This is a genomic window from Amycolatopsis jejuensis (assembly GCF_000717335.1).
In the GTDB taxonomy this organism is placed as follows: Bacteria; Actinomycetota; Actinomycetes; order Mycobacteriales; family Pseudonocardiaceae; genus Amycolatopsis; species Amycolatopsis jejuensis.
The window spans coordinates 1-26563 of record NZ_JNYZ01000059.1; the positions used below are offsets into that span (position 1 = coordinate 1).

Sequence of the window (26563 nt, forward strand, 5' to 3'; positions counted from 1 at the left end):
GCAGCTCGTTGATCTCCCCCGAAATCGACGGCGCCAACGCGCCATAGTCGTAATCCAGATCGGGCAGCACATACCGGGCCATGGGCCCTCCTTCTGTCTTCGACTCCAAGTCTTCCTCCCTCGAACCTAGTAGCACACCCGGGTCCCGGGCGAGCGGGGGCGGCGTCGGCACCACAGGGTGGAACCTCCGCGGAGTGAATGTTCAACTTTCCGTAACGGAACCGCCCGGCAGCTACCCAGCGTGACCGCCGGTCGCCCTCGGTACGGTGCGCTGCTCGGGGTGGTCGCCATGCAGCACGTACCGTCGCCGGACGGTCACGCGATGCCGCATCCCGTCCGACGACCGCGCGTGGCCGGACCTGATGATCAAGCACCACGAGGGCGCAGTCATCCGGCCCGTGCCGGTGTTCCGGAACCTCGGCCCGCGCGAGTGGTTTCGAGAACTCCGCCCGCAACCTCCCGGACGAAACGAGCGTCGAACTTTTCAAGCAGCACGAAGCGTTCTCCGTGCCGACGCACCGATCTCCTCGGCGGCCGTCGTGGCCGCGCGGCTCACCGGGATGGCGGGCCGCCGGGCCGCCGGTTTCGTGAAACAGTAGCGCCTGGATGGCAGTATCAGAGGTACCGGAGGAAAGGAGCGGATGGGTGGCCGACGACGATCTGCAGTCCATCGTGGACGAGCTCGCCGAGCGGCTGGAGCGGTCGGTCGCGATCGACGACCCGGCGATCCGGCTTCTGGCCGCCAGCAGGCATTTCGGCGACGAGGACCCGGTGCGCGTGAGCTCGGTGCTCAACCGCGCCATTCCGGCGGAGATCTCCGACCCCATTTTCGCGCAGGGCATTGCCGGCTGGGTCGAGCCGGGGATGGTCGACATCACCGCGATTCCCGGTGCGCTCCCCCGGCTCTGCGCGCCGGTGCGGTGCAACGGCCTGCTGCTCGGCTACCTGTGGCTGATCGACAAGAAAGGCGAGTTCCGCCAGGCCGAATTCACCGCGGCAGCCGAGGCCGCCGAACAAGCGGGCACGATCCTGTACCGGCGGCTGCTCATCCACCAGCGCTCGCAGGCCCGGCACGAGGCGATCCTGCGCGAGCTGGTTTCGCCGGACGCGCTGATCCGCGCGCAGGCCATCGACGATCTCCGCGCCGAGGAGCTGTTTCCCGAATCTGCCATGCAGTTCACTGTCGTGGCCGTGCATTGCCGTACCGGCGGGGCCACTCCCCCGCCGCAGGAGGTCGCGCTCGAAGCAGCGGTGGAAGAAGGGCTGCGCGCGGTGTCGCCGGACGTCGCATTGATGGTCGCGAACCGGGCGCGGGCCTGGATTCTGCTGGCCCAGCGGCAACCGCCGACCCGGCTGCTGATCAGCACGGTGACCGACCGGATCGCCGGCCGGTTCACCCGGCTCACCCACGCCGGTGCGGCGCCGGTGTTCGGGATCGGCACCACGGTCGGGCGCCTCGACACCATCACCGAGTCCTACCGGCACGCGTCACTGGCCGCCCGGGCGGCGCTTCTCGTGCCGGGCATCGGCGACGTCGCATACTGGAACGAGCTGGGCCCGTACGGGCTGCTGCTCAAGCTTTCCGCCGACGACCTCGCCGGTGCCGCCGAGGTGCCCGCACTCACCGCGCTGGAGCAGGAGGACAACCACCACGTCCTGGCCGAAACGCTGGAGACGTTCTTCGACCACGGGGGCAACATCCGCCGCACGGCCGAGGTGCTGAACATCCACCGCGCCACGCTGTACCAGCGCTTGAAGCGCATCGAGCAGGTGACCGGCCGCACCCTGGAGAACGGGGACGACCGGCTCACCCTCCACTTGGGACTGAAGCTGCGCGGGCTCGCCACCGCGCTGCGGGACCACCTCGACGGGAGTCCTTAGTGGATCACGCGGGCATGAACCGCGCGAACCATCCGGTGATGCGAGTGAGGAAATCCGTCAAGGCCGGCTGCGCGAACACCCCGTGACCTTCGCCCGGGTAGAGCACGAGTTCCGAAACCACGCCGTGCGCCTGCAGTGCCCGGTGGAACTCCTCGGCCTGCCCCGGCGGGGTGCAGCGGTCCAGCGCACCGGCGACGTTGAGGGTCGGCGTGCGGACCCGGCTCGCGTGCAGGACCGGGCTTCGCTCGTGCACGCTACCGCCGGGCCGCTCCGGATCCCCGCCGAGGAAGGCGTTGCCCCATCCGGCGATGTTGCTCGTGAAGGACTGGCTGTACCAGTCGGTGACCGGCGACGTCGGGATCGCCGCGGCGAACCGCGTGCTGCGGGTGACCAGCCACGACGACATGAATCCGCCGTAGCTCCGGCCGATCAGCCCGATCCGCGCCGGATCGACGATTCCCCGCTCCACCAACGCGTCCATTCCGGACAGCAGGTCGCTGGCGTCGGCGCCGCCCATGTCGTGCACCACCGCACCGGCGAACTCCTGACCGCGGCCACTGCTGCCCCTCGGATTCGGGTTCAGCACGGCATATCCGCGCGACACCAGCAGCGGTACCCAGGCGTAGTTCATCGTCCAGCAGTCCTGAAAGGACCAAATGGGGCCACCGTGGATGTTCACCACCAACGGAAACGGGCCCGGTCCGTCCGGAGTGCACAGCACGCCTTCGATTTCCCAGCCGTCCGGCGCGGTCCACGAAACCGGTGCGGCGGTACCGGCGACGGCAAGCAGCTGCTTGGTCCCGTCGTGCGCCACCGAGGCCAGTACGTCGTCCCCGTCCGGTCCGGAAAGGACGATCTGCGGCGGCAGGCGGTAGGCATGCCGGACGGTGCAGAGCCGACCGTCCGAAGTGAACGTTCCGTCGGGATACCAGCCGCCACCACAGGCATGTCCGACGGAGAACAGCTCGCTGCCGCCGGCGATTCCGGCCACCGAATCGAGGTGCCGCCGCCCGAGATAGCCGAGCCGGCCCTCGTCGATCCACTGTAGACACGTCACGTCCGTACCGGCGGTGTCGACGACGGTGCTCTCCCCCGTCGCGACCTCGAGCAGCACGAGATCTCCGGCCACCAGCCAGCGATCGCTGCACACCGCTTGGACCACCGCAACCCGGGTGCCGTCGGGAGATCCGGCCGGAACGCCGAGCTGGACGTCGCTGCGGTACAGCTCACGCGTCGCTCCGGTCGGCACGTCGAGCAAGGTGACCACGGCGGAGTACCAGTGGTCCTCACCCGGCGCCGGTGAGGTCACCGCGACGACCTGCGACGGCCCGCACCAGGTGGCTTCCCAGCAGTTCAAGCCTTCCGGGGAAAGCCGGACCAGCTCCCCGGAGTCCACTGTGTACAGCCACAGCGAGCGCCACGCCGGAGTGTCCTCAGTGGACTCCACACGGGGCAGCCACTCCGCGGCGGCCGGTGCCGCGCCGACGTTCGTACCGGAGCCCTGTCCACCCGAAAGGTCGGCACCCAAACCCGCGACACACAAGAGGATCTGGCGGCCGTCCGGGGACCAGTGCGAGAACTCGACCGTCCCCGGAACGTCCGGCGCCGCGTCGTCCCCCAGCAGCCGCAGCTGAAACGCTCCTGGCGAACCCGCGTCGGTGAGGTAGGACAGGGTCCCGTCCGGGGAAAACCGGGCCCAGCGCGCGGAACCGTCGGCCAGTGGCCACAGTTCGCCGTTCTCCACGCGATAGAGCGCGGTTTTCGGGAGCCCGTCGAGCTTCTCGTACACCGATCCGGTCACGACGACCTGCGTGCCGTCCGGAGAAACGTGCACTTCCTTCAGCGAGTGGGGCTGGGAAAGCGCGGGTTCGTGCAGCCGCCGGAAATGGTCCGCGACGGCTTCGTACTCGGCCGTCCCTCGAAGATCCTGCTGCATCCCGGGTCAGCCCATCACCGTGCCGGAGCTGCCCGTGTTCGGGCTGCGCTTCCGGGAGAACACGCCGAGGTCGATCTTCGCCCCGGTGTGCGGAGCAAGGAACTGCACCGGGTTCACGTCGTGGTCGGCCCCGTTCTCGACGTTTTCGATCAACGTCGTGAGGAAGTGGCCGACCACCGGGGCGTTCTTGAACTGGTTTCCGCTCGTGCCGATGGCCACATAGAACCCGGGCAGCTCGGTGCGGTCGTAGATCGGGGTCCAGTCGTCGGCGACGTCGTACACCCCGGCGACGCCGCGGGCCCGGTTCGGCACCGCCAGCTCCGGCAGCCGCCGAGCCGCACGCGTGACCTGGGCCTCGAACACCGCCATCGTCGGGTGCAACACGGCCTCGTCGGGGTCGTCGAGCCATTGGAACGGGTCGCATTCCGGCTCCGTACCGCCGATCAGCAGCCCGCCGCCGACCTCGCCGCGGAAGTACGTGCCCAGGTCCATGTCGGCGATCGCGGGACCCGGCTTGCCGTCGCGGTGGTAGCCCTCGGGCGCGAGCACGTGCGCGACTTCCTGCCGCATCGGCCGTACCTGCACAGTGAAGTCCGTACCCACGCCCGCCAGCTTGTTCAGCGCGCCCGACCACGGACCGGCCGCATTCACCACCACATCGCACGAGATCCGGGTACCGTCCTCGAGACCCACTTCGGACACGCGTCCGCCGTGGGCCGAAACCGAGGTCACCGTGCTGCGGAAGCGAAACTCCGCGCCGGAAGCGGCCGCGGCCGTCGCCAGGTTCACCGCAGCCAGCGCGGGATCGGTGACATACCCGGCGTCCGGCGTGTACACCCCGCCGAGAGCGGCTTTCGTGTCGTCCCAGAAGCGGGCGTCGTCGATCCGCTTCGGCGGCCAGTACCGGCCGGTGTCGATGCCCGGAATCCGCGCGGCGAGGGACGCGCTGTCCCATTCCTCGTACGGCACCCCGACTTCGTCGAACAACGGCAGCCAGGCCGCACGCGGGGCGGCTTCGACGTCGAGCATCACCAGGCCGCTCTTCTCGAACCGTGCGAGCTCGCCGACGTCGTGGCCGAGGTGGTCGGCCCAGCCGAGCCAGCCGTAGTGCGCCTCCCACGCGGCAGCGACCCCGGCCGCGGTCGAGAAGTTGTAGCGCACCACCGCACTCGACGCCGACGTCGAACCCTGCCCGGGACCGGCGGCGCGGTCCAGCACGGTCACCCGGTGCCCCCTGCGGGCCAGTTCCAGCGCGATCGACGAGCCGATCACGCCGGCGCCGACCACCACGATCTCCGTGCCCATTTTCTGCCTTTCTCCCGGTGTCTTCCCCAGCATCCCGGGCCGGTACCCCCGCGGGCAGCAGGCAGCCGTCGCCACTTGCCCCCGGTCGTTACGACATCTGTCGCAGGACTACGGACGAAGATCCGTGCCCTTCGTTTCCGGAATGCGCAACAGCAACGGCAACGCGAGCAGCGCCGCGATACTCGCGTACACCGCCGGGGCGAGCAGGCTTCCGGTCCCGTCCACCAGCAACTGGCTGATCAGCGGCGCAGTACCGCCGAAGACGGCGTACGCGAGGTTGTACGGCAACGCCATCCCGCTGAACCGCACGCGCGCCGGGTACAGCTCCAGCACCGACAGCGCACCGGTGCTGAGCAGCGAAACCGAAAGCAGGAAGACCACCAGCGCCGCCAGCACCGCGACCACGTTGCCGGTGCCGATGAGCAGGTACGCCGGAACCACGAGGACGACCGCGGCCAGCGCGCCGGTGCGGATCTGGATGCGCCTGCCGTGCCGGTCAGCGAGAATCGCGAGCCCCAGTCCGACCGGGATGCTCAGCAGGTTCAGCGCGCTGGTCAGCCACAGCACGGTGGTGGCGGTGAAGCCGGTTGCTTCCACCAGGTACGTGGGCATGTAACCGAGGAAAGTGTGGGTGAAGAGGCCCAACACGGCGAAGTAGGCGAACAGGATCAGCAACGTCCGCCAATGTCCGCTGACCAGCTCGCGGAACGGCCGGGCGGGCGGCTGCTTCTTCGCCATCTCCTTGAACACCGGCGTCTCGTCCACCCGCATCCGCAGGACCAGCCCGGCCACCGCGATCACGCCGCCGATCAGGAACGGCCAGCGCCAGCCGCCGGTGGCGAACCCGTCGCCGGTCAGCGCGCGGAAGAGGAGCACGATCCCGGTCGCCCCGATCGCGCCGAGCCAGGTCGACGAGCCCACCAGCGCCATGTACCACGCGCGGCGGTGGTCCGGGGCGTGCTCGACGCTGAACGTCATCGCGCCGGTGTACTCCCCACCGGCGGAAAAGCCCTGCACCAGGCGGCAGACCAGCAGCAACACCGGCGCCAGCACGCCGACCGACGACCAGCCGGGCAGCAGCCCGATCGCCGCCGTCGCCGCCCCCATCACCAGGATCGACAACCCGAGCGACGTACGCCGCCCGCGCCGGTCGCCGATCCGGCCGAAGACCACGGCGCCGAGCGGCCGGGCCACGAACGCGACGCCGTACACCGCGAACACGCCCAGCAGCGCGGCAACCTTGTTGCCGGACGGGAAAAACGTCGCGGCGATGGCCGTGGCGGCGTAACCGTACAGGGTGAAGTCGAACCACTCGACAAAGTTGCCGACAGACGAAGCGAACAGCACGGAACGGGCGGACGAAGTGGTCTTCGTTCCCTCCGCCCGCGTTGCCGGTGCGGACTGGTTCATCACGCCTCCTTGGGGATGGGTCGGCCCAGTGTGAGCAGCGCCACTGTCGAGTACCAGCGGCGAATGTCGCGCGCTACGCGCGGCTGCCGCGACATCTGTCTCACGACGCCCCTCCCGGGACCGCGGCGAGCAGCCGGCGCGTGTAGTCGTCGCGCGGGGCGGCAAGGACGTCGGCGGTGTCGCCCACCTCGACGACCTTCCCGCGGAACAGCACGAGCATCCGGTCGGTCATCTGCCGCACCACCGCCAGGTCGTGCGTGATGAACAGCATGCTCATGCCTTCGCTGCGGCGGATTTCCCGAAGCAGTTCGAGCACCTGCGCCTGCGCCGACACGTCCAGCGCGGCCACCGGTTCGTCGCAGATCAGCACCTCCGGGCGCATCGCGACCGCGCGGGCGATCGCCACCCGCTGCCGCTCGCCGCCGGACAACGCCGAGGGCAGCCGGTCCGCATACGACGAAGGCAGACCGACCTTGCCCAGCAGTTCCGGAATCTCCGTCGCGGGATCGCCGCCGCGTTGTTCGAGCGCTTCGCGCAAGGCCGAGCCGACCTTCAGCGCCGGGTTGAGCGACGCGTACGGGTCCTGGAACACCACCTGCACGAACCGGCGCACGCGACGGCGCTGGGTCCGCGAGAGTTTCCGGTAGTCGCTCGCGTCGATGCCGTCCAGTTCGATCGTGCCGACGTCGGGGGTGACGAGCCCGAGCAGCGACCGCGCAATGGTGGTCTTGCCCGAGCCGGTTTCGCCGACCAGGCCGAGGGATTCGCCGCGGTTGATGGTGAACCCGACGTCGTCGAGGGCAACGGTGGTCCGCGTGCGCCCGAGCAGCGGCCGTGTGCGGAACACCTTGCCGAGGCCGGTCACGGTCACGATCGCGGACCCGCTGGGTACCGGCGGCGGTGACGCGACAGCCTGCTCAGCTACCGTGCCGACCAGGTCCGCCGCGATCCCCGGCATCCGGACGCACGCCGAGCTACGGTCCGGATCCAGCACAGTCAGCGTTGGTTTGCCGTCGACACAAGCGGATTCCTGCCAGGTACAGCGTGCGGCGAACGCGCACTGACCGGTGACCGAGTCCGCGGACGGGACGTTGCCCGGAATCGACGCGAGCCGCTCGACGTAATGCCCGGCCGGCGGTTCGGCAACAAGCAGCCCGGCCGTGTACGGATGCGCGGGCCGCTCGGCCAGCTGCGCCGCCGGGGCCCGTTCGAGCACCGATCCGGCGTACATGACCTGGATGCGGTCACACACCGAGAACGCGACGCGCAGGTCGTGCGTGATGAGCACCAGCGCCATCCCGCGGTGCCGCTGGATTTCCTTCAGCAGCCGGAGAACCTCGTCCTGGGTCGTCACGTCGAGCGCGGTGGTCGGCTCGTCCGCGACGAGCACCTCGGGGTCCTTCGCCAGCGCCGCCGCGAGCGCCACCCGCTGCCGCATGCCGCCGGAAAGCTGGAACGGGTACCGCGAGGCGACGTCCGGGCCGAGGCCGACCTCCGCGAGCCGCCGCCCGATTTCCTGCCGGTCGCGCCCCGCGGGCAGCGATTCGGCGATGTGCTTGCCCGCGGTCTGCAACGGGTTGAGCATTGTGAACGGGTCCTGCATCAGCAAGGAAATCCGGGTCCCGCGCACGCCGCGCAGCACGCGTTCGGGCGCGTTGAGCAGCTGCGTACCGGCGAAGGTCACCGACCCGGTCGCGGACAGGCCGTCCGGCAGCAGTCCGACGATCGCCCGCGCGGTCAGCGATTTGCCGCTGCCGGATTCGCCGACGATCCCGATCGTCCGGCCGCGTTCGAGCTCCAGCCCGACGTCGTCGACGAGCAGCCGGTCGCCTTGGCGCACCGACAATCCGTCGACCACCAGCAGAGTGTCCACAGTGGACTTCAGGGTCACCGTCATGCGCGTCCTCCGTGGTTCGACAGGCGTTCGTGGACCCAGTCGCCGAGCAGGGTCGCGCTCGACGCGGTGAGGATCAGCAGGATTGCGGGTGCGGTGGCGAGCCATGGGTTCTCCGCGATCAGCGGCTGCCCGGCGGCGAGCAGGCTGCCCCAGTCCGGGCTGCCGGGCGGCACGCCGAGGCCGAGGAAGCTCATCGACGCGAACCCGATGAGCGCGCCGACGAAGTCCAGCAGCACGGTGGCCACCAGCGTCGGCACGATGTTCGGCAGCACGTGCCGGAAGATCGCGCGGGACGCGGGCAGGCCAAGTGTCCGCGCCGCGTCCACGTACGGCATCCGCACCTGCACCATCGCCGCGCTTCGGCACAACCGGATCTCCGACGGGATCGACAGCACCAGCAGCAACCCGGCGGTCACCCAGTACCCGCCGCCCGCGATCCCGACCACCACCGCGGCGACCAGCAACGCAGGCAACGCGAAAACCAGGTCGGCGAACCGGTTCGCGAGCAGGTCGCGCCAGCCGCCGAAGTACGCCGCGGCCAGCCCGGTGAGACCGCCGATCACCCCGCAGCCGAGCGCGACCATCAGCGGGCCGAAGACCGCCGCGCGCGCCCCGGCGATGAGCTGGGAGAACACGTCGCGGCCGAGCTGGTCGGTGCCGAGGAGGTGCCCGTTGCCCGGGCCGCTCACGCCCAGCATCGGGTTCTGCGCGGCCGGGTCCATCGGGGCGAAGAGGTTCCCGGCGATCGCGCACACCACGACCACCAGCAGGAAAGCCGCGCACGCCGCCACGAGCGGCGAACGCCGTAACACCGAAACCATCGCGCTCATCCCTTCGCCGCGGACCGCGTCCGGGGATCGATCAGCAGGGTCAGGAGGTCGACCAGCAGGTTGACGAGCACCACGAACGCCGCGACGGCGAGCGCGAGACCCTGTACCACCGGCACGTCCTTGGCGGTCACCGACTGGATCATCAGGCTGCCCACGCCCGGCAGGGAGAACACCATCTCGACCAGCACGGTGCCGGAAATCGCGACGATCAGCAGCAACCCGGCCGCGGTCACCACCGGCAGCGCAGTGGTACGCAGGGCGTACTGCACCAGCGTCCGGCGCCGGCTCAGCCCGCGGGCCCGGGCGAAGGTGACGTAGTCCTGCTGCATCACCTCCATCGCCGCCGCCCGGGTCTGCCGGACGATCAGCGCGACCAGCCCGGTCCCGAGCGCGATGGCCGGAAGCGTGAGGTGCGAAAGCCGGTCGACCACCGAATCGTTGCCCGCGCCGAACACCGGGAACAGCGAGAACTGCACGCCGAGCAGGTATATCAGCAGAATGCCCACCGCGAACCCGGGCGCGCTCATCCCGACGATCGTCAGCCCGGAGATCCCGCGGTCGACGCGGCTGCCCCGGCGCATCCCGGCGAGCATGCCCGCCGGGATGCCGATCACGAGCACCAGCACCAGCGCGTACGCCGCCAGCTCCAGCGTCACCGGCAGCCGGTCGCCGATCAGGCCGAGCACCGTGTCGCTGGACTGTGTCGAGCGGCCGAAGTCGCCGTGCAGCACGGAGGTGAGCCAGGAGCCGTACCGCACGAAGAACGGGTCGTCGAGGTGGTAGCGCGCGGTGAGCTCGGCGATGACCTCGGGGCTCGACGGCCGGGTGCCCAGCAGGGTCGCGAGCACCGAACCGGGGCTCAGCTCGAGCAGCGAGAACACCAGCAGGCTCACCACGACCATGATCACCACGGCCGCGAACAGCCGCTTGAGCACGAACAGCACGATGGGCATCGGGCTCAGCCGGCCTTCAGGGCCGACACCCAGGTGCCGTTCACGTCGAGGTCGAAGAACGACAGCTGCCGGTCGAAGGTGAAGCCGCCGCCGAGCACCGCGACGATGTGCGGGGCGAACAGCGGAAGGTACGGGACATCCGCGGCGACGGCCTTGAGCAGCGTCTGCGTCGCCTGCCAGCGCTGGGCCTTGTCCGTGGAAGTGGTCAGCTGCGTGTACGCGGCCTCGACCTCCGGGGTCGACCAGTTCGCGAGGTTGAAGCCCTGCGGCCGGATGTTCTCCTGCCCGGTGACCGAGCCGAGGACCGAGTTCGGGTCGGGGACCGACGGGACGAGGCTCATCGTCTGCATGCCGAGGTGCTTGCCGTCCTTGCCGTGCGCATAGATCGTGCTGATCCACTCGCTCGCGGTGACCGTCTTCGCGGTGATGGTGACGCCGAGTGGTTTCATGTTCTGCGCGAGGTTCTGCACGACCAGTTCGGACGCCGGGTCACCGCTCAGCACCGGCACGTCGAGGGAGAACCCGCTTGCATGGGACGACTGGGCCAGCTCGGCCTTGGCTTTCGCCGGGTCGAGCGCGTATTGCGGAAGGCTGCCGAGGAACGTCTTCGCCGCGTCGTCCGAGGGGGCGACGTCCACCAGGAGCCCGGGTGCGGCCAAGCCTTTCAACAGCGTGGCGTACTCGCCGTAACCGGCGGCCATCACGCCTGCCCGGTCGACGGAGTACGCGATTGCGCGGCGCACGTGGATGTCGTCGAGCGGTGCGCTGGACGTGTCCATGGTCAGGAAGGTGGTGTACAGCGAGGGCAGTTCGTACTTCGTGGTGCCCGGGATCGCTTTCCACTGGTCGACGGTCTTGAGGTTGCTGACCAGCGAGCCCTGCAGCGCGCCCGAGCGCATGGCGAGCTGCGCGGCGTTGCCTTGGGAGATGAAGCTGAAGTGGATCTGGTCGACCCGCGGGGCGGGGCCGCGGTACTCCGGGTTGCGCGACAGCGTGACCTGCTGCGGGGTGTCCTCGGTGACGCGGTACGGGCCAGTGCCGACCGGCACCGCCGCCGCCGTGCCGAGATCCTTTTCGTGCGCCTTGGCGAACTCGGCCTGCTGGATGAAGCTGACCACCGCAATGCTGGCGCGGGCATTCGGCACCGGATGCTTTGTCTTCACCGTGACCTCGAGCGGGCCACTCGCGGACACCGACGAAACCCAGTCGATGTTGCCCGCGGTCTGCGCGCCCGCCTTGGCGTCACCCGCGTGCTGGAGGCTCCACACGACGTCCGCGGAGGTGAGTGGTTTGCCGTCGGAGAACTTCACTCCCGGCCGGAGCGTGTACACGAGCGTGGTCGGGTCCGGCTCGGCCACACTCGTCGCGAGGCCCGGGGACACTTCACCGGTTTCGGACACCAGTTCCAGCTTTTCCGTGACCGGAGCCATGATCTGCATGATGTTGCCGTCGAAGTCCTTGGTGATGTCCAGGGAAATCGGCGCCGCAGGCAACGCGAAGGTGAAACTCGCCGCCGCACCCCCGGCTCCCCCGGACGCGGGTTGCCCGGTGCACGCTGCGGTGAGGAGAATGGCGACGGCGGCCCCCGGGATTATCAGGCCCCATTGACCCCACAGCCTGGTCTTCGTTCGCATTTCCGCTCCTGTCCTCCGGTCGGGCACCGAGTGTCACCGATCGGTCCGGCAGGCCCTATCGACGAACGTCGCGTCGTCCAGCCGGGTGCACTCGACGATTGCTGCTGGCCTCCTCCGGTGCGGGGAAGCAGAGTGAGGGGCCGCAGGTACGTCTTCCCGAAGGAGTGAAGCCGCATGTGGCTGGTCGGAGCGACGGTGATCGATGGGACGGGGGCCGATCCCGTGCCGGGACAGTCCGTTCTGGTGGAAGACGGGAGGATCGCCGCGCTCGGCGGTACGCCGCCAGCCGGAGCGGAGGTCGTCGACCTCACCGGGCTGGTGCTCACGCCCGGCCTGATCGACGCGCACGTGCACCTCGGCCTCTCCAGCGACATCACCCGCGCGCACACGTTCGAACTGTCCGCCGCGGAACGGGCCGCGGACATGTTCGAGAACTGCCGCCAGACGCTCGATTCCGGCTTCACCACGGTCCGCGACACCGGCGGGGTCGACCGGGGCATCGCGGACGTCGTGGCGAGCGGCAAGGTTCCCGGCCCGCGCATCCTCCATTGTGGACCGCTGCTCGCGCAGACCGGAGGGCACGGACACCTCGGCGCTGCGTGGGAGGACCCCGCCGACTGGAGCGACCACCACGTTCCCGGGCTGGCCGCTATTTCGCTGGTGAGTGACGGCGCGGAGGAAGTCCGGAAGAACGCCAGGGAAGCCTTCCGCCGTGGGGCGAGTTTCCTGAAGATGTGCGTGACCGGCGGCGTGGTCTCGCATTACGACAGCCTCACCGACACGCAGTTCACTTTCGACGAAATCGCTGCCGCGGTTGCCGAAGCGACCGCGCGCAATACTTACGTGACCGTGCATGCGCACAACAACCGAGGCCTCCGGATTGCCATCGAGGCCGGGGTGAAATGCGTCGAGCACGGCACGGAGATCGACGGCGAAATGGCGCAGCTGATGGTGGACCACGGCGTCGCGCACGTACCGACGCTGGCGGTGTGCCACGCTTTGCTGGCCGATTCGACCGAGGCCGGGCTGCCCGCGCACATCGGCGCCCGCGTGGGTGATGCCATCGACGGACAGCGCCGCGCCATTCTCGCCGGACGCGCGGCCGGCGTCCTGATCGGCTCCGGGTCCGACCTGATCGGCCCGAACCAGCAGCACCGCGGCCGCGAGCTGGTACTCCGGTCGGAGATCGAGAACCCGTTGCAGGCACTGGTGTCCGCGACCCGGGACAACGCCAGGGTCCTCCGGATCGACGACGAGGTCGGCACCGTCGAACCGGGCAAGATCGCCGACCTTGCCGTTTTCTCGGCGAACCCGCTGAACGATCCGGCGGTGTTCGACGACCCCGCGCGGATTCCGGTCGTCATCCAGGCCGGGCGCCTCGTGAAGGACCGTCGCTGAATCCCCGTCACCCGGAGGTGTGCATGTCCGACAGATACCGCAAAGCCCATTCCCTCGTCCCGGAACTGCTGCCCGGGATGATGCGCAACCATTCCGTGAAACCGAACTGGACCGGCGAAGGCGACCGGTTCTGGTATCGCCGCGACGCCGACGGTGGCGGCCACGAATACGTGCTCGTCGATCCGGACGGATTCCAGCGCGAACCGCTTTTCGACCCGGCGGAAATCACCGCCCGGCTGTCGGCGGTGTTCGATGATCCGGTCGATTTGGCAGCCACACCCGTCGCGCGGTATCGACAGGACGGTGCCGATGTCCACATTGGACTCCTCGACGGCCGCTCAGCGGTACTCGGTGCCGATGGGGACACCGCGGTCCCCGGCCCGGATCACGCTGCCCTGCCGAGCCCGGACGGAACGCGCGCGCTCTTCCTCCGCGAGAACAACCTGTGGCTGCGCGAGAACGATGCGGAGCGTCCACTCACGACAGACGGGGAACCGTTCCACGCCTGGGGCGCAATGCCCGACTACACGCGGGCGATGCTGCCGCTCGCCATCGCGGACCGGACCCTGCCACCCGCGCTCACCTGCTTCTCCCCCTCCGGCCGGTTCGTGCTCACCGGACGGCTGGACGAACGCGAGATGCCGGAGCACCCGTTCGTCGACCAGCTGCCGCCCGACCGGGCGCGGCCCCGGCTGCGGCCGTTCCGGTACTACCACGTCGACGAAACGCCGTCGGGCGACCACCAGCTCGCCGTCCTCGACCTGGAAACCGGCGGGCGCACGATGATCGCCGCCGACGACGACCTGCTGTCGCAGTTCGCGAGCACCGGACCGGACGCGGTCACCTGGAGTTCCGACGAGACGAGCGTGTACCTGCTCGTGCACACCACCGGCGCGCGGACCGGATCGCTGGTGCGGGTGGACGTGCAGACCGGCGAGAAGACCGTGGTGCTGTCCGAAACGGCCGAGCCGATCTACGAAACCAACACCTACCTGTACAGCCTGCCGCTGATCCGGGTGCTGCCGGAGTCGAACGAGGTGATCTGGTTCTCGCAGGAGGACGGATGGGGACACCTCTACCGGCACGACCTCACCACCGGCGCACGGCTGGGCGCCATCACGAGCGGCCACCTCGCGATCCGCGACATCCTGCGGGTCGACGAGCGGCGCCGCGAGGTCATCTTCGTCGCCGGATGCGGCGACGGCGGCGAGAACCCGTACTGGCGCAAGGTGTATCGCGCCGATCTCGACGGCGGCGCAATGACCCTGCTCACCCCGGAACCCGCCGACCACGACCTGATCGCGCCGACGCCGTTCTTCTTCGCCGCGATTTTCGGCGTCACCCCCGCCACCTCGATCAGCCCGAGTGGACAGTGGTTCGTCGACCGGGTGTCCACTGTGTCCACTCCGCCGGAAATCCTGTTGCGGGACACCCGAACCGGTGCGGTGGCGGGCAAACTGGAGCACACCGACGTCACCGGGCTGCTCGAAGCCGGTTACCCGGTACCCGAGCAGTTCCGGGTGACCGCCGACGACGGCGAGACCGACCTGTGGGGGTACATCACGCTCCCGCCGGACCTCCCGCCGGGCACGCGGGTGCCGGTGATCGACCTGATGTACGCGGGATTCCAGGTCGTCACCCAGGCGTCGGGCTGGCTGAGCGGCGGCGGCAACGAGGCGTGGGCGCAGCTGGGAGCGGCGTACGCGGCACTCGGCTTCGCGTCGATCGTCATGGACGGACGCGGTACCTCCGGCCGGGATCGGAAGTTCCGGCAGTGGACCCACGGCGCACCCAGCGAACCGCGCGGTCTCGAAGACCACGTCACCGCGCTGCGGGCGCTGGCCGAGCGGTACCCGATCGACCTCGACCGCGTCGGCGTCACCGGGCATTCCTACGGCGGCTACAACTCCGTGCGTTCGATGCTGTACTTCCCGGAGTTCTTCAAGGTCGCGGTGAGCTCGTGCGGCGTGCACGACGCGGCGAAGATGCCCCACGGCAGCTGGGACTGGTTCCTCGGCAAAGCCGGCAAGCACGACCCGGAAGCGCTGCGAGACCTCGGCAACCTGCACCTCGCCGAGCGCCTGCAGGGCAAGCTGCTCCTGCTCACCGCGGACCACGACGCGAATGCCACCATGGACCACACGTTCGCGCTCATCCGCGCGCTGATCGCCGCGGACCGGCCGTTCGATCTGAAGGTCTGGCCGGGCGGCGACCACTACAACACCACGAACTCCTACACGCGCACCGTGCTGTGGGACTACTTCACCGAACACCTGCTGAACTCCCGAGGAGGAGCATGACCACCATCGCCAACGGAGACGACCTTGGCCGGGTCGGCGCCAAGGAAACCACCACCGGCCACCGCGCCGTCGCCTCCAGCCAGCACACCGTCGTCACGAACACGATGCTCGACACCATGCGGTCCGGCGGCAACGCGGTCGACGCGGCCATTGCGGGCTGTCTCGTGCAGGCGGTGGTGCAGCAGGACATGACGAACCACACCGGCACCGTGTCCGCGCTGGTGTACGACGCCAAATCCGGCGAGATCGCCGAGCTGAACAGCATGGGCACGATCATTCCCGGACTCGCCCCGTTCGCGCCCATCCCGGCCGGGAAGGGGATGTACGCGCAGGTGCCGGGTACGCCGCGGGCCGTCGTGCCCGGGTTCATGCCCGGGATGAAGGCGCTGTACGAGCGGTTTGCCACGCAGCCGTGGGAAAAGCTGTGCGCGCCCGCGGTCCGGTGGGCCGAGGAAGGGCACGTCGTCACGTCGTTCGAGCACCTCGTGATGGCACAGACGGTGGATTTCTTCCTCTTCACCGAATCCGGCCGGAAGCACTTCACGCCCGGCGGGCACCTGCCGCAGGTCGGCGACCGGTGGGTGTCGGCCGAATTGGCGGAGACGATGCGCAACCTCGCCGCCGAGGGACCGGACTACTTCCTCACCGGCAAGTGGGCACAGGACTTCGTCGCGCGTGGGACCGAGCTCGGCTGGCCGGTCAAACTCGAGCATCTGACGGCAATCCCGCCGCGCTGGGCGTCCGGACATCGCTGGGAGCACAAGGGAAACACGGTCGTCCAGCAGTCCGCGCCGGAACGGCAGGGCATCTTCTGCCAGATCGTGCTGGGCATGCTGGACGAGCTGGACGTCCCGTCGCTCGGCCACTGGTCGGAAAACCCGGAGGCGCTGTACTACCTCGCACACGCTCTCCGCCGCGCCGCGCAGGAAACGGGACTGCTCAACGATCCTCAGGTCTTCGAGGATCCGACGGAAGCGTTGACGGCGAAGGCCTTGATCAAGGGGTTTGCCGCAATCCTGCGGTCCGCCAAGGCCAAAGTGGACCTCACCGAACACGTGAAGCTCACCCGCGGCATCCCGGCGATGGCCGCGTCCGGCGCGGCGAAGCAACCGGCGGGCAGCTGTGAACTGGCCATTGTGGACGAAGAAGGCAACTGGGTGCAGATGATGAACACCCTGCAGAGCGGCGGAATCCCGGGCGAGGTCGTCGGCGGGGTGCCGATGGTCGGCAGCCACTGGCTGAACGGCCTCGACTCGCCGTTCGAGGGCTGGGTGACCGGTGGCGGCCGGATGCGCTCGACGCTGTCGAACACGATGGTGCTGCGCGACGGGAAACCGTGGCTGTCGCTGGGTTCGCCGGGGAACGTGCACTGCACCGTGCCACAGGTGCTGTCGAACATCCTGGACTTCGGGATGGACCCGTACGCCGCCGACGACGCCCCGCGCTGCCTGCCGTACCAGCCGGACCACACGATCTCGGTGGAATCGCGCCTCGCCCCCGGTGTGAGCGAGGGCCTGGCGAAGCTCGGGGTGCTCACCAACCCGCTGCCCGAGTACGACTACCACATGGGCACGTACCAGATGGCGTGGCGCGCCGAGGACGGCACGCTCTCCGCCTGCACCGGCCCGCGCCGGGAAGGGCGGGCGAGCGGGTACTGAGCCTCGCCGGGTAGAGCCTTGCCGGGTACCCGGCTAATCTCGGCCGGGTGATCGAACACATCAACGTCGAAGGCGAGTTCTGGCAGGCGCCGTACTCGCACGCCTGCCGGGCCGGGAACTTCCTCTACGTCACCGGCCAGATGCCCATCGACCCGGCGACCGGGGAATACGTCGCAGCGGAGATCGAGGTCCAGTCCCGCCGGGTGATGGACAACCTGCGGATTGTCCTGAAGCACGCCGGGATGAGCGAGAAAGACGTGGTGAGCGCCCGCGTCTTTCTCGCCGACATCGCCGACTACGACGTCTTCAACCGGGTCTACTCCGAATACCTGACCGTGCCCCGGCCCGCGCGTACCTGCATCGCGGTCAGCGGCCTGGCCGGGGGCGCACTGGTCGAGGTGGACCTGGTCGCCTACCGCGACTAGTGCCGGTAGTCCGGCGCGATCCGGTCCAGCAGGCGCAGCAACGCGGCCCAGGCCATGGCGTAGGCGTCCTCGTCGTGGAAGTCCGACGCGGTGTCCGTGCCGGTGAGCTGGCGTGCGGTGAGTTCCGCGACCTTCGGGTCCGGCAGCACCAGCGCCATCCCACCGGCCTGCGCGCTCACCTGGATCTCGCACGCGCGTTCCAGGTAGTACATCCGCAGGAACGCCTCCGCGGGCGTGCGCCCGACGGTCAGCAGGCCGTGGTTGCGCAGGATCATCGCCGGATGCGCGCCGAGGTCCTCGACCAGCCGCTCCTGCTCGTCGAGGTTCAGCGCGACACCCTCGTAGTCGTGGTAGCCGACGCGGTCGTGGAACTCCATCGAGATCTGGTTCACCGGCAGCAGCCCGTCCTTCTGCGCGGCGACCGCACACCCCGCGCGGGTGTGCGTGTGCAGGACGCAGTGCGCGTCCGCGCGGGCGGCGTGGATCGCGCTGTGGATCACGAACCCGGCCGGGTTGACCGGGTACTCGCTCTCCCCGACCGGCTGCCCGGACAGGTCGATCTTCACCAGGTTCGACGCGGTGATCTCCTCGAACAGCAGGCCGTACGGGTTGATCAGGAAATGGTGGTCCGGCCCGGGCAGGCGCGCGGAGATGTGGGTGAAGATCAGGTCCGTCATCCGGAAGTGCGCCACCAGGCGGTACACCGCGGCGAGCTCTCTCCGCAGCCGTGCCTCGCCGGCACCGGGGGTCGTCATCGAGGGGTCCTTTCGGGTTCCAGTACCGGGGTGAGCGGCGTGCCGGTGCGATGCCAGGCGATCACGTTCTCCGCCGGACGTTCCACGTACGCCCGGCGCGAAGTGCCGGACAGGAACGCGCAATGCGGAGAGAAGAGCAGCCGCGGGTGGGTCAGCAGCGGGTCGTCGGGAAGGGGCGGTTCGACGGGCAGCACGTCGAGCGCGGCCCCGGCGAGCCGGCCGCTGTCAAGCGCGGCCAGCAGCGCGGTGTGGTCGACGAGCCCGCCGCGGCCCGCGTTGATCAGGAAGCCGCCGGGACGCATCCGCGCCAGTTCCGGGGTGCTGATCAGGTTTTCGGTTTCGGGGCTGAGCGGGACGTGCAGGGTCACGATGTCGGATTCCGCCAGCAGGGTGGCGAAATCCCGCCGGTCCGCGACATCGGGCCAGGTCTCGCCGGGGTGCTGCAGCCCGCAGCCAGCCACCCGGCGGAACAACGGCGCGGCGACCTCGGCCACCCGCGTGCCGATCCGCCCCATCCCGACCACACCCAGCGTCAGGTCGCCGATGCGGAGCGGCAGCCGCGGCAGGTCGACGGTCCAGCCACCGCTGCGGACCACGGCGTCGCCCTGCGGCAGCTGCCGGGCCATGGCCAGTGCGAGCGCGAGGACGTGCAGTGCGACCTCCTCGGTGCAGCCGTCCGGGAGGTTGCAAACCCACAGGTCACGGGCACGGGCCGCGTCAAGGTCGACCATGTCGTACCCGGAGGACATCGTGGCGAGGATCTTGAGCGCGGGCAGCCGGTCGAGGAGGCCGGCGTCGATGGTGGCGTACCCGACGAGCAACGCGACCGCGTCCTCAGCGGCGCGCACGATGTCGTCCGGACGCGCGCTCACGGCCACTTTCGCCTCGAAACCGGCTGCTTCCAGCAGCGCGATACCGGGCGCGGGGTCGAGGTCGTCCAGGTCGGTGAAGACCGCGAGCGGGCGGGTCATATCCGGGTCCTGGTCCGGCCCGCGGAGGCGGACACGATCTGGCCGACCAGCGACGGGAGCCGTTCGTCGGCCAGCAGGCCCACCGCCTCGGCCAGCTGCGCCGGGGTACCCACGCCGTCCGCGACGGTCACCGCGTTCACCGCGACTCCCGCCGGTGCCAGCTCCCTGGCCAGCGATTTGGTGAGTGCGATGGCGGCCGAGGCGACTGCGGCGTCGACGCTCGCGTCCGCCTGACCGCTGACACCGGCCTCCGCGACGACGAACACGATCCGGCCCCGTCCGGCGGCTGCCATGGCCGTTCCGACGGTTCTGGCCACCTCGAAGAGCGCGGACGACCGGCGCATCGTTTCGGTCCACCACTCGGTGGCGTCGGTTTCGAGGAATGCTTGTCGGTGCTGGTTCTTACCGGTGCCGATCACCGCGATTTCGGGGGCGTGGCCGTCGAATTCTTCGAGGACTGCGGTGTCTTCGGTGGACAGTTCCTTGGTGAGCTCGTCGGGCAGGAAAGCCAGGATTTTCCGCATCAGATCACCGTTCCCGCGTTCGGAGAGACGACCTGCCCGGTCACCGCGGCGGGCCGCTCGAGCAGGAAGGCCGCAGTCACCGCAATTTCCTCCGGTTGCACAAGTGCTCCGGTGGGCAATCCGGCCACGTATTCCGGATCGCGCCAGATCGTGCCGGGAGCGAGCATTGCCGTATCGGTCGGACCGGGGGCGACGGCGTTCACCGTGACCCCGGCGTCGGCCAATTCCACCGCCAATGTCCTTACCAGGCCGAGAATCGCGCCTTTGGCCGCCACGTAATGTGCTGCGTCGTCCCCGCCGGTCAATGCCAGTTCGGAAGCAACCGCGACCACTGAACCGCCGTCGGTCATCAACGGCACTGCGGCGCGGGTGAGATGAACGAGGCCACCGAGGTGTACGCCGAGCATCTTTTCGAAGTGGCCGGGGGAAATGTCCTTGAGCGGGATTTCCTCGACGTACCCCGCAGCGCTCAGAATGCCCGTCGGCTTTCCCAGCCGTTCGGTTGCCTCTTTTACCGCTGCGGTGACTGCGTCCACATCGGACACGTCGACTTCGAGGTCCACATCGGACTCCCGGCCCGGGCGGCGGTCCAGCCCGGCGACCCGATGTCCGCGCGCCCGCAGCTCCCGCACACAGGCCAGCCCGATTCCGGCCCCCGCTCCGGTCACGATGATCATGCGCCGAACTCCGCGGCCACCAGGTCCCCCAACCTCTTGTCGACCAGGCCGAACAGGCCCCGGCCGATCTCCGCACTGCTCCCGGCGGCCGTCCGCAGCACGCCCGACGGGTCGACCTGCCCGGGCGGCTCCGGGAGCCGGGTGTACGGCGGAGCGGTGACTGTGGCGACGTGCGGGCTGATCAGCGCAGTGTCCACCCGAGACGGATCGACGTGCAGCATCAGCGACGTCTCGACCACTCCGGCGTGCTCGGCCTCCCAGCCGGGGAACCGGCCCTCGAACAGCTCGTCCAATGCCTTGGCCTCGATGATTTCCCACCAATTCACCACGAGTACGTCGGTTTCCGCTTTCTGCTCCAGCGCCAGGTTGATCCCCTCGATGGCGAACATGGTGTTCTCGAAATGCCCGTTCACGAATACGATCCGGCGGTGCCCGTGCCGCGCGTACGCCACCACGAGGTCCCGCACGAGCGCGCTGTACGTGGCGCCGGACAGGCTGATCGTCCCGGGGAACAGCTCACCGCCGCCGCTCACCGGCTGCGATCGGTACCCATAGGCGAAATCCGGGCCGACTATCCCATTCGTCCTTTCGGCACCGGCTTTCGCGAATGCCCGCGCGAGACACGCGTCGGTGTCGACCGGCAGATGCGGACCGTGCTGCTCGACAGAACCCAAAGGCAGAAAAAGGATGTCGTCGGCACGGCGGCCGATGTCCGGGCCGGTCAGGTCGGTGAACAAGGTCATACTCGGCTCCCGAGGGTCGTGTCTTTGAGCAGTCCGTCCCGGCTGGAGGCCGGGTGCCAGCCGAGGGCGCGGCGCGCGCCCGCGTTGCTGAACACCCCGGTCCGGCCGGTCAGGACTCCGGGTGGCGGGCCGATTTCGCTTTCGTACCACTGCATTGTCGGCTCCGGATGGGCGCTGTCGTCGGCGCACAGCAGGTACGGGCCGAAGCCGGGTTCCGCTGCTTCGGCGGCGGCGCGGAAGGCCCGTGCGACGTCTTCAGCGGCCACGTAGTCGTGCAACGTGCCGGGTGCGGAGGTCAGTACCGACTCTGCGTTGTCCGCGAAAACCACCGCGCACGGCCGGAGGCACACCACGCTCAGCCCGCCGTCGGACATCCCGCGGCCGAGCACTTCGAGCGCGGCTTTGCTGATGCCGTAAGGGTCAACGGGACGAGCCTCGTGGCTGTCGTCCACCGGAAGGTTCGCCGGTACCCAATCGGGCCGCATTTCGTGCAACCCGAGCGCGGCGACGCTGGAACACAGCACCACGCGTCCGACGTTCAGTTCCCGCGCGGCCTGAAGCACATGCCAGGCTCCCATGACGTTGACCCGCACTGTCCGATCAGGATCGTCAGCGAAGTCGTAGTCGATCCCGGCGAGGTGGACGACCACGTCGGCACCGTTCAGCGCGCGCCGTACTTGGTCGGGATCGGTGAGGTCCATCGGCCGGTATTCGCCGTCGGGCCCGGGTTTGAGGTCTGCGTTGACGACGTCGTACCCGTCGGCGAACTCCGCCAGCACGTACCGGCCGAGCCGACCGGAACCGCCGGTCACCACTACGCGCTTCATGAAGCGTCCACAGTGGCCGGTGCGGTCTGCGCGCCGTTCTCGGACCGCGTGGTCCGGCCGCGGCGCAGCGCCAACACCGCCAGCCCGACCAGCATCCACAGCGCCACCACGGGAAGCGCCCAGCTGAACGGGCTTTCCGGCAGTGGGTTGAGCGATTCGTACGCGACCAGGATCAGCGCGGCGGCCCCGATGACCGGAATCAGCACATGCTTGACCACATTGAACTCGTGCCGCGCAATTGTCCGGTACATCCGCCATACCGCGACGCTGCCCATCAGGTACACGACAGTGAGCGCGAAGGTGAACATCAAGCCGGTGAAGGAGTAAACGTTGTACAGACCCACCGCGACGACCATGAGCAAACCGACGCCGAGGTTCAGCCCGGATTGCAGAAGGTTGGCCGTACTGGGAGTTTGGTGTTTGCTCAGCCGGGCCAGGGATTTCGGCAACGCGCCGGTGCGCGCCATGCTGTAGATGAATCGCGTGGACGCATTCATGCACGCGATTGCGGCGCCGACGATCGAATTCATCAAGGCCAGCAAGGCCAGAATCCACAGCGCGCCCCAGTATTTGTGGGCCAGCACGAAGATCGGGATCGATTCGGAGTTCACCAGGCCCTGGATGTCCTGGGTACCCCAGCCGGCCAGCTGGCCCCACGTCGTGAGCACCACGAAAATGCCGAGAATGACCACCGAACCGAGCACCGCACGCGGGATGTTGCGGCGCGGGTTGGCCGTCTCCTCGCCGAGCGACGCGGCCGCGTCCCAGCCGGTGTAGGTGTAGATGCTGAACACGAACCCGAGGAAGAACCCGCCGCCGCTCGGCGCACCCGACCCGGTGATCCACGACAGGCTGGTACCGCCGTGGCCCGGCTGCACCAGGCCCCAGATCGCCAGCGCCACCATCACCGCGATCTCGAAGAGGCCGAGCGCCACCGTCACGCCGATCGCCAGCTCGATGCCGCGGTACGCGAGCGCGGAGATCGTCACCAGTAGCACGAGTGATGGGATCCACCAGGCGAGGTCGAAGCCGAACTCCTGCAGCAGCACCTTGTGCAGAGTGGACCCGAAGAGGCCGCACAGCATGGCGGTGGCGACCGGGTAGAAGAGCAGGTACGCCCATGCGGCAAGGAATCCGAACCGCGGGCCGAGCAGCTTGCCGACGAAGGTGTGGTAGGTGCCCGCCGAGGTGAGGTGCCGGGCCATCTGCGCGAGCGAGTAGCCGAGCAGGTACGAGACGACCGCGGCGAGCAGCACGACCAGCGGGCTGGCGAGCCCGGAGGTCCCGGCGAGGAACGGCACGGTGAAGGCCACCGTGATCGCGGGCGACATGGTCGTCACCGACTGCATGATCGCCCCGGGCAGCCCGATGGCGTTGGCCCGCAGCTGCGGATGGTCGGTACTCATCGTCGGTTCTCCTCGGGGCGTCGTCGGCCGGGGGTACTTGCCTGCGAGCACGGTAAATTTCGGCGGCGCCGGTCGGCAGTGTCGTCTTCATCCATTAATCTGGCTTGTCATGGACGGACCATCCACCTCGATCGGGGTACCGCTGCGCGCTCTGCTGGACTTCCCCGGCCTCGGCCTGCAGCAGGTCGCCGGGCCGGCCGGGGACCGGTTCGTGACCTGCGTCGGCATCACCGAACTGGAGGACCCGACGCGGTACCTGGTCGCCGGGCAGCTGCTGCTCACCGCGGGCGTCCCGCTGCCGGTCGACGACGCAGGCATCGACGCGTACACCCGCCGCGTCGCCGACGCCGAAACCGCCGCGCTTGGCTTCGGCGTAGACCCGGTGTACCACGACGTCCCCGCGCACCTCGCCGAAGCCTGCGATCGGTACGGGCTGCCCCTGCTGCGGATCCCCGCGGAGACGCCGTTCGTCGCGATCAACCAGGCCGCGTACACGATCATGGCGGAGGCCCGCTTCCGGGAGCTGCGGCAGATCTCAAGTGGACAGTCGGCGCTCGCCACCGCCGCCGGCCGCCGCAACGCACCCCAGGCAGTGGTGACGCAGCTGGCCGGCCAGGTCGACGGCTGGGTAGCCCTGTTCGACGGAAACGGCAACGAAATGTTCACCGCCGGCCGCCTCCCGTCCCCCGCCGCGCGGACCGGCGTCCGGCACCTGGCCGAAACGCAGCTGACCCACTCGACCGCCGCCGTCGACCATCAGCCCGGCCTGCACCTGATCGCACACACCGTCCCCGGCACGGTGCCGCTGGCCCTGGGAATCGCGACCCCTGCGCCGCCCACTCCCGCACACCACTCGATCACCGCGTCCGCCGTCACGCTGCTGTCCCTGCTGACCAGCCCGCGGTACGCACTGGGCAGCGACGGCCAAAGCGCCGCCGCCCTGGTCCGCCTGCTGCTGGGCCACTCCCCGACGGAGGTCGCCCCCCTGCTGAGCGACCGATGGACCGTCGTACACGGAACGCTGACGACCACCACCCACGACGAACCGACCGCCCACCTGGCCGCGCTCGCGTCGGCGCTGGGCACCCCGTACCTGGACCTCACCGGCCGCACCCTGCACGCCCTGATCCCCGCCGACGCCACCTCCCCGGACGACACGTCCCACCTGGGCTGGACCCTGGGCTTCAGCGCCCCGGTACCCACGTCCGACCTGCCACTGGGCAACGTACAGGCCGAACGGGCGCTGCACCGAGCACTGGCGGCCGGCCAGCGCATCGGCCGCCACCCGACGACCGACCCGAGCTTCGACGCCCTGCTCACCCCCGAGGCAGCAGCGACCCACGCACGCGCCCGGCTGGGCCCGCTGACGGCCGACCCGGTACTGCTGGAGACGCTGTGGACGTGGCTGGCCCACCACGGAAGCTGGGACCGCACGGCCGACGCACTGCAGGTCCACCGGAACACGGTACGGCAGAGGATCGGGAAGGTCGGCCGTCTGTTGGGGGAGGATCTGCAGGAGCCTGATGTGCGGATGGAGCTGTGGTTCGCGTTGCGGTGGTTACCGCCTGAGTCTGGTTCTGGGGCCGGGTCTGGGTCTGGGTCTGGGTCTGGTTTTGGGGCCGGGTCTGGGGTTGGGGGTCGATCCAGGTCTGCATCTGGGTCTGGGGCCGGGTCTGGGGCCGAGTCAGGGTCTGGGTCAGGGCCTGAGGGCCGGGTCTGAGGTTGGAGGTCGATCTGAGGCTGGGCCGGGCAGTCGGCCTGCGTCCGGAAGCCGGGCTGGTCCGGAAATCCGCCTGGGTCCGAAAGCCAGGCCGGTTCCGAAAGCCAGGCCGGTTCCGGAATTCGCCTGAGGCCGGACTCCGCATGACGCGGGCGCAGTAACCGGATTTCCGCCCACCGGGTTTCGGGCTGCGTTCGGACTGCGGATTCCGACTCCCCGGCATTGATATCACCGGAGTCTGCCCCCACCCGCGCAGCGTCCCTGCCTCGCAATCACCAGGCGCAGAGCCAGGAAACACGACCGCATGACACAGACAGGCCCCCACACACGCTCAACTCGGCCACCGCCCACCTGTCCCCCGGAACCACCGTCCCCACTCGACGACAACCAGCAAACCTTCCCCCGCGAAACCGGCCGACATCGCCCCACGCCACCGGCGTCCACCCCACTCACACGACCTCCCGCCTCGCCCGCCCATCGACGCCGAAGCCCGCACCAGACAATCCCCACACCGAAGGCACCCCGGACACCAAGATCATCAGCGACGAACGCCCCCTCTCGGAAATACCTCATTCCCCGCGCTGCATCCGAAACACATCGAAGTCGAACGATAACTGTGAGTTACCACATCTCCCCCGTTTCGAGTGATGCATGGTCGAACAGGCGTTCGATACTGTGATGGGGTGACTTCGCCGATAACCCTCCCGGACTGGCAGTTGTCGGCACGGGAGCTGACCGAGTTGATCTTGACCGCGCACCGTGAGCAGAACATCTGGTACGCCCGGCAGCTGGGCGCCATCCGGGAGCTGGAGGACCGTGGCATCGCGCCCGCCGAACACCCCACGATGGCCGCCTTCCTGACGACAGCCCTGCACATCACACCGAGGGAAGCCCGGACCCGGGTAGCCCAAGCGAAGGGCGATTTACCCTTGGCGCGCAAGGCATTGGCTGCAGGAAACTTGACGGCGCAACACGTCGCGGTGATCGCGGAGTGTCTCGCCGCGGCCCCGGATTGGCTCACGCCCGAGGACTACACCGTCGCCGAAGACACCCTCGTCACCCTGGCCACCCAAGCCGACGCCACCGTCGTCCACCGCGCCGCCACCCGCCTACACACCTACTGGAACCACGAAAGCACCCCACCCACCGACCACGCCGAGGCTTCGGCTCGCCCCTGGCGGGAGTTCCGCTACCACTGGACCCGGGGCGGCCGCTTCCACTTCACCGGCAACCTCGACCCCGACACCGGCACCCTCCTCGAACAGTTACTCGTCCCCCTCGCCGCCCCCGACCCCGCCGACCCCTCCGGCACC

The 26563-nt window shown here is 69.2% G+C and carries 21 protein-coding genes and 1 pseudogene; 7 read left to right on the plus strand and 15 right to left on the minus strand.

Annotated features, from left to right (window positions below):
- Positions 1 to 82: pseudogene (locus OO71_RS50755) on the minus strand (superoxide dismutase); the annotation flags it as partial.
- A gap of 563 nt (positions 83 to 645) precedes the next feature.
- On the opposite strand from OO71_RS50755, the gene OO71_RS44625 reads away from it, so the two are divergent.
- The gene (locus tag OO71_RS44625) at positions 646 to 1881 is read left to right on the plus strand and encodes a PucR family transcriptional regulator (protein WP_033296186.1); all 1236 of its coding nucleotides are present in this window, start codon (positions 646 to 648) and stop codon (positions 1879 to 1881) included.
- A gap of 4 nt (positions 1882 to 1885) precedes the next feature.
- Here OO71_RS44625 and OO71_RS44630 read toward each other — a convergent pair whose 3' ends face one another.
- The 7 genes from OO71_RS44630 to OO71_RS44660 form a co-directional block, all read right to left on the minus strand.
- Positions 1886 to 3817, minus strand: a complete 1932-nt coding sequence (locus tag OO71_RS44630; protein WP_033296187.1) for a S9 family peptidase — start codon at positions 3815 to 3817, stop codon at positions 1886 to 1888.
- Positions 3818 to 3823: 6 nt separating this feature from the next.
- On the minus strand, positions 3824 to 5122 hold the full coding sequence (locus tag OO71_RS44635) for an NAD(P)/FAD-dependent oxidoreductase (protein WP_033296188.1): 1299 nt from the start codon (positions 5120 to 5122) through the stop codon (positions 3824 to 3826).
- Between the two features lie 108 nt (positions 5123 to 5230).
- Complete coding sequence (locus tag OO71_RS44640; protein WP_033296189.1) at positions 5231 to 6532, minus strand: MFS transporter; 1302 nt, start codon at positions 6530 to 6532, stop codon at positions 5231 to 5233.
- Between the two features lie 100 nt (positions 6533 to 6632).
- Complete coding sequence (locus OO71_RS44645; RefSeq protein ID WP_033296190.1) at positions 6633 to 8429, minus strand: dipeptide ABC transporter ATP-binding protein; 1797 nt, start codon at positions 8427 to 8429, stop codon at positions 6633 to 6635.
- The gene (locus tag OO71_RS44650) at positions 8426 to 9250 is read right to left on the minus strand and encodes an ABC transporter permease (protein WP_033296191.1); all 825 of its coding nucleotides are present in this window, start codon (positions 9248 to 9250) and stop codon (positions 8426 to 8428) included. Before OO71_RS44650 ends, OO71_RS44645 begins: the two co-directional genes overlap by 4 nt.
- Before the next feature lie 5 nt (positions 9251 to 9255).
- Positions 9256 to 10212 (minus strand): ABC transporter permease, encoded by a 957-nt coding sequence (locus OO71_RS44655; protein WP_051793193.1) that lies wholly within the window; start codon positions 10210 to 10212, stop codon positions 9256 to 9258.
- A 5-nt stretch (positions 10213 to 10217) separates the two neighbouring features.
- Positions 10218 to 11846 (minus strand): ABC transporter substrate-binding protein, encoded by a 1629-nt coding sequence (locus OO71_RS44660; RefSeq protein WP_033296192.1) that lies wholly within the window; start codon positions 11844 to 11846, stop codon positions 10218 to 10220.
- A 174-nt stretch (positions 11847 to 12020) separates the two neighbouring features.
- Between OO71_RS44660 and OO71_RS44665 the strand changes: the two genes are divergently transcribed.
- The 4 genes from OO71_RS44665 to OO71_RS44680 are packed head-to-tail and all read left to right on the plus strand — an operon-like array spanning position 12021 to position 17627.
- The gene (locus tag OO71_RS44665; protein WP_033296193.1) at positions 12021 to 13244 is read left to right on the plus strand and encodes a metal-dependent hydrolase family protein; all 1224 of its coding nucleotides are present in this window, start codon (positions 12021 to 12023) and stop codon (positions 13242 to 13244) included.
- A 23-nt stretch (positions 13245 to 13267) separates the two neighbouring features.
- Positions 13268 to 15544, plus strand: a complete 2277-nt coding sequence (locus OO71_RS44670; protein ID WP_033296194.1) for a S9 family peptidase — start codon at positions 13268 to 13270, stop codon at positions 15542 to 15544.
- Positions 15541 to 17202: a gamma-glutamyltransferase gene (locus OO71_RS44675; protein WP_033296195.1), complete on the plus strand. Its 1662-nt coding sequence runs from the start codon at positions 15541 to 15543 to the stop codon at positions 17200 to 17202. Before OO71_RS44670 ends, OO71_RS44675 begins: the two co-directional genes overlap by 4 nt.
- Before the next feature lie 47 nt (positions 17203 to 17249).
- Positions 17250 to 17627 carry a RidA family protein gene (locus OO71_RS44680; protein ID WP_033296196.1) on the plus strand — a complete coding sequence of 126 codons (378 nt, stop codon included), beginning with the start codon at positions 17250 to 17252 and terminating at the stop codon, positions 17625 to 17627.
- Here the strand turns inward: OO71_RS44680 and OO71_RS44685 are convergent.
- Genes OO71_RS44685 through OO71_RS44715 form a run of 7 tightly spaced genes read right to left on the minus strand, consistent with a single transcriptional unit; the run spans position 17624 to position 23530 of the window.
- Positions 17624 to 18382, minus strand: a complete 759-nt coding sequence (locus OO71_RS44685; RefSeq protein WP_033296197.1) for a class II aldolase/adducin family protein — start codon at positions 18380 to 18382, stop codon at positions 17624 to 17626. The genes OO71_RS44680 and OO71_RS44685 overlap by 4 nt on opposite strands.
- A complete protein-coding gene (locus tag OO71_RS44690) occupies positions 18379 to 19353 on the minus strand; it encodes a C-terminal binding protein (RefSeq protein WP_033296198.1) in 975 nt (324 codons plus the stop codon). Before OO71_RS44690 ends, OO71_RS44685 begins: the two co-directional genes overlap by 4 nt.
- Positions 19350 to 19877 carry an SDR family NAD(P)-dependent oxidoreductase gene (locus OO71_RS44695; protein WP_033296199.1) on the minus strand — a complete coding sequence of 176 codons (528 nt, stop codon included), beginning with the start codon at positions 19875 to 19877 and terminating at the stop codon, positions 19350 to 19352. Before OO71_RS44695 ends, OO71_RS44690 begins: the two co-directional genes overlap by 4 nt.
- A complete protein-coding gene (locus OO71_RS44700; RefSeq protein ID WP_033296200.1) occupies positions 19877 to 20554 on the minus strand; it encodes an SDR family NAD(P)-dependent oxidoreductase in 678 nt (225 codons plus the stop codon). Before OO71_RS44700 ends, OO71_RS44695 begins: the two co-directional genes overlap by 1 nt.
- A complete protein-coding gene (locus OO71_RS44705) occupies positions 20551 to 21297 on the minus strand; it encodes a creatininase (RefSeq protein WP_033296201.1) in 747 nt (248 codons plus the stop codon). Before OO71_RS44705 ends, OO71_RS44700 begins: the two co-directional genes overlap by 4 nt.
- Positions 21294 to 22124, minus strand: coding sequence for an NAD-dependent epimerase/dehydratase family protein (locus OO71_RS44710; RefSeq protein WP_033296202.1), 831 nt, complete (start codon positions 22122 to 22124; stop codon positions 21294 to 21296). Before OO71_RS44710 ends, OO71_RS44705 begins: the two co-directional genes overlap by 4 nt.
- Entirely contained in the window at positions 22121 to 23530 is a 1410-nt protein-coding gene (locus OO71_RS44715) for an APC family permease (protein WP_033296203.1), read from the minus strand. Before OO71_RS44715 ends, OO71_RS44710 begins: the two co-directional genes overlap by 4 nt.
- A gap of 109 nt (positions 23531 to 23639) precedes the next feature.
- Here OO71_RS44715 and OO71_RS44720 point away from each other — a divergent pair, with 109 nt between their 5' ends.
- Complete coding sequence (locus OO71_RS44720; protein ID WP_063740201.1) at positions 23640 to 25250, plus strand: PucR family transcriptional regulator; 1611 nt, start codon at positions 23640 to 23642, stop codon at positions 25248 to 25250.
- A 683-nt stretch (positions 25251 to 25933) separates the two neighbouring features.
- Positions 25934 to 26563 (plus strand): DUF222 domain-containing protein (locus OO71_RS44725; protein ID WP_033296204.1); only part of this gene is annotated, 630 nt, incomplete at its 3' end.

Coding starts and splice junctions, on each gene's coding strand:
- OO71_RS44630 (WP_033296187.1), bottom strand. CDS start 3,817: ATGCAGCAGGATCTTCGAGGGACGGCCGAGTACGAAGCCGTCGCGGAC.
- OO71_RS44635 (WP_033296188.1), bottom strand. CDS start 5,122: ATGGGCACGGAGATCGTGGTGGTCGGCGCCGGCGTGATCGGCTCGTCG.
- OO71_RS44640 (WP_033296189.1), bottom strand. CDS start 6,532: ATGAACCAGTCCGCACCGGCAACGCGGGCGGAGGGAACGAAGACCACT.
- OO71_RS44645 (WP_033296190.1), bottom strand. CDS start 8,429: ATGACGGTGACCCTGAAGTCCACTGTGGACACTCTGCTGGTGGTCGAC.
- OO71_RS44650 (WP_033296191.1), bottom strand. CDS start 9,250: ATGGTTTCGGTGTTACGGCGTTCGCCGCTCGTGGCGGCGTGCGCGGCT.
- OO71_RS44655 (WP_051793193.1), bottom strand. CDS start 10,212: ATGCCCATCGTGCTGTTCGTGCTCAAGCGGCTGTTCGCGGCCGTGGTG.
- OO71_RS44660 (WP_033296192.1), bottom strand. CDS start 11,846: ATGCGAACGAAGACCAGGCTGTGGGGTCAATGGGGCCTGATAATCCCG.
- OO71_RS44665 (WP_033296193.1), top strand. CDS start 12,021: ATGTGGCTGGTCGGAGCGACGGTGATCGATGGGACGGGGGCCGATCCC.
- OO71_RS44670 (WP_033296194.1), top strand. CDS start 13,268: ATGTCCGACAGATACCGCAAAGCCCATTCCCTCGTCCCGGAACTGCTG.
- OO71_RS44675 (WP_033296195.1), top strand. CDS start 15,541: ATGACCACCATCGCCAACGGAGACGACCTTGGCCGGGTCGGCGCCAAG.
- OO71_RS44685 (WP_033296197.1), bottom strand. CDS start 18,382: ATGACGACCCCCGGTGCCGGCGAGGCACGGCTGCGGAGAGAGCTCGCC.
- OO71_RS44690 (WP_033296198.1), bottom strand. CDS start 19,353: ATGACCCGCCCGCTCGCGGTCTTCACCGACCTGGACGACCTCGACCCC.
- OO71_RS44695 (WP_033296199.1), bottom strand. CDS start 19,877: ATGCGGAAAATCCTGGCTTTCCTGCCCGACGAGCTCACCAAGGAACTG.
- OO71_RS44700 (WP_033296200.1), bottom strand. CDS start 20,554: ATGATCATCGTGACCGGAGCGGGGGCCGGAATCGGGCTGGCCTGTGTG.
- OO71_RS44705 (WP_033296201.1), bottom strand. CDS start 21,297: ATGACCTTGTTCACCGACCTGACCGGCCCGGACATCGGCCGCCGTGCC.
- OO71_RS44710 (WP_033296202.1), bottom strand. CDS start 22,124: ATGAAGCGCGTAGTGGTGACCGGCGGTTCCGGTCGGCTCGGCCGGTAC.
- OO71_RS44715 (WP_033296203.1), bottom strand. CDS start 23,530: ATGAGTACCGACCATCCGCAGCTGCGGGCCAACGCCATCGGGCTGCCC.
- OO71_RS44720 (WP_063740201.1), top strand. CDS start 23,640: ATGGACGGACCATCCACCTCGATCGGGGTACCGCTGCGCGCTCTGCTG.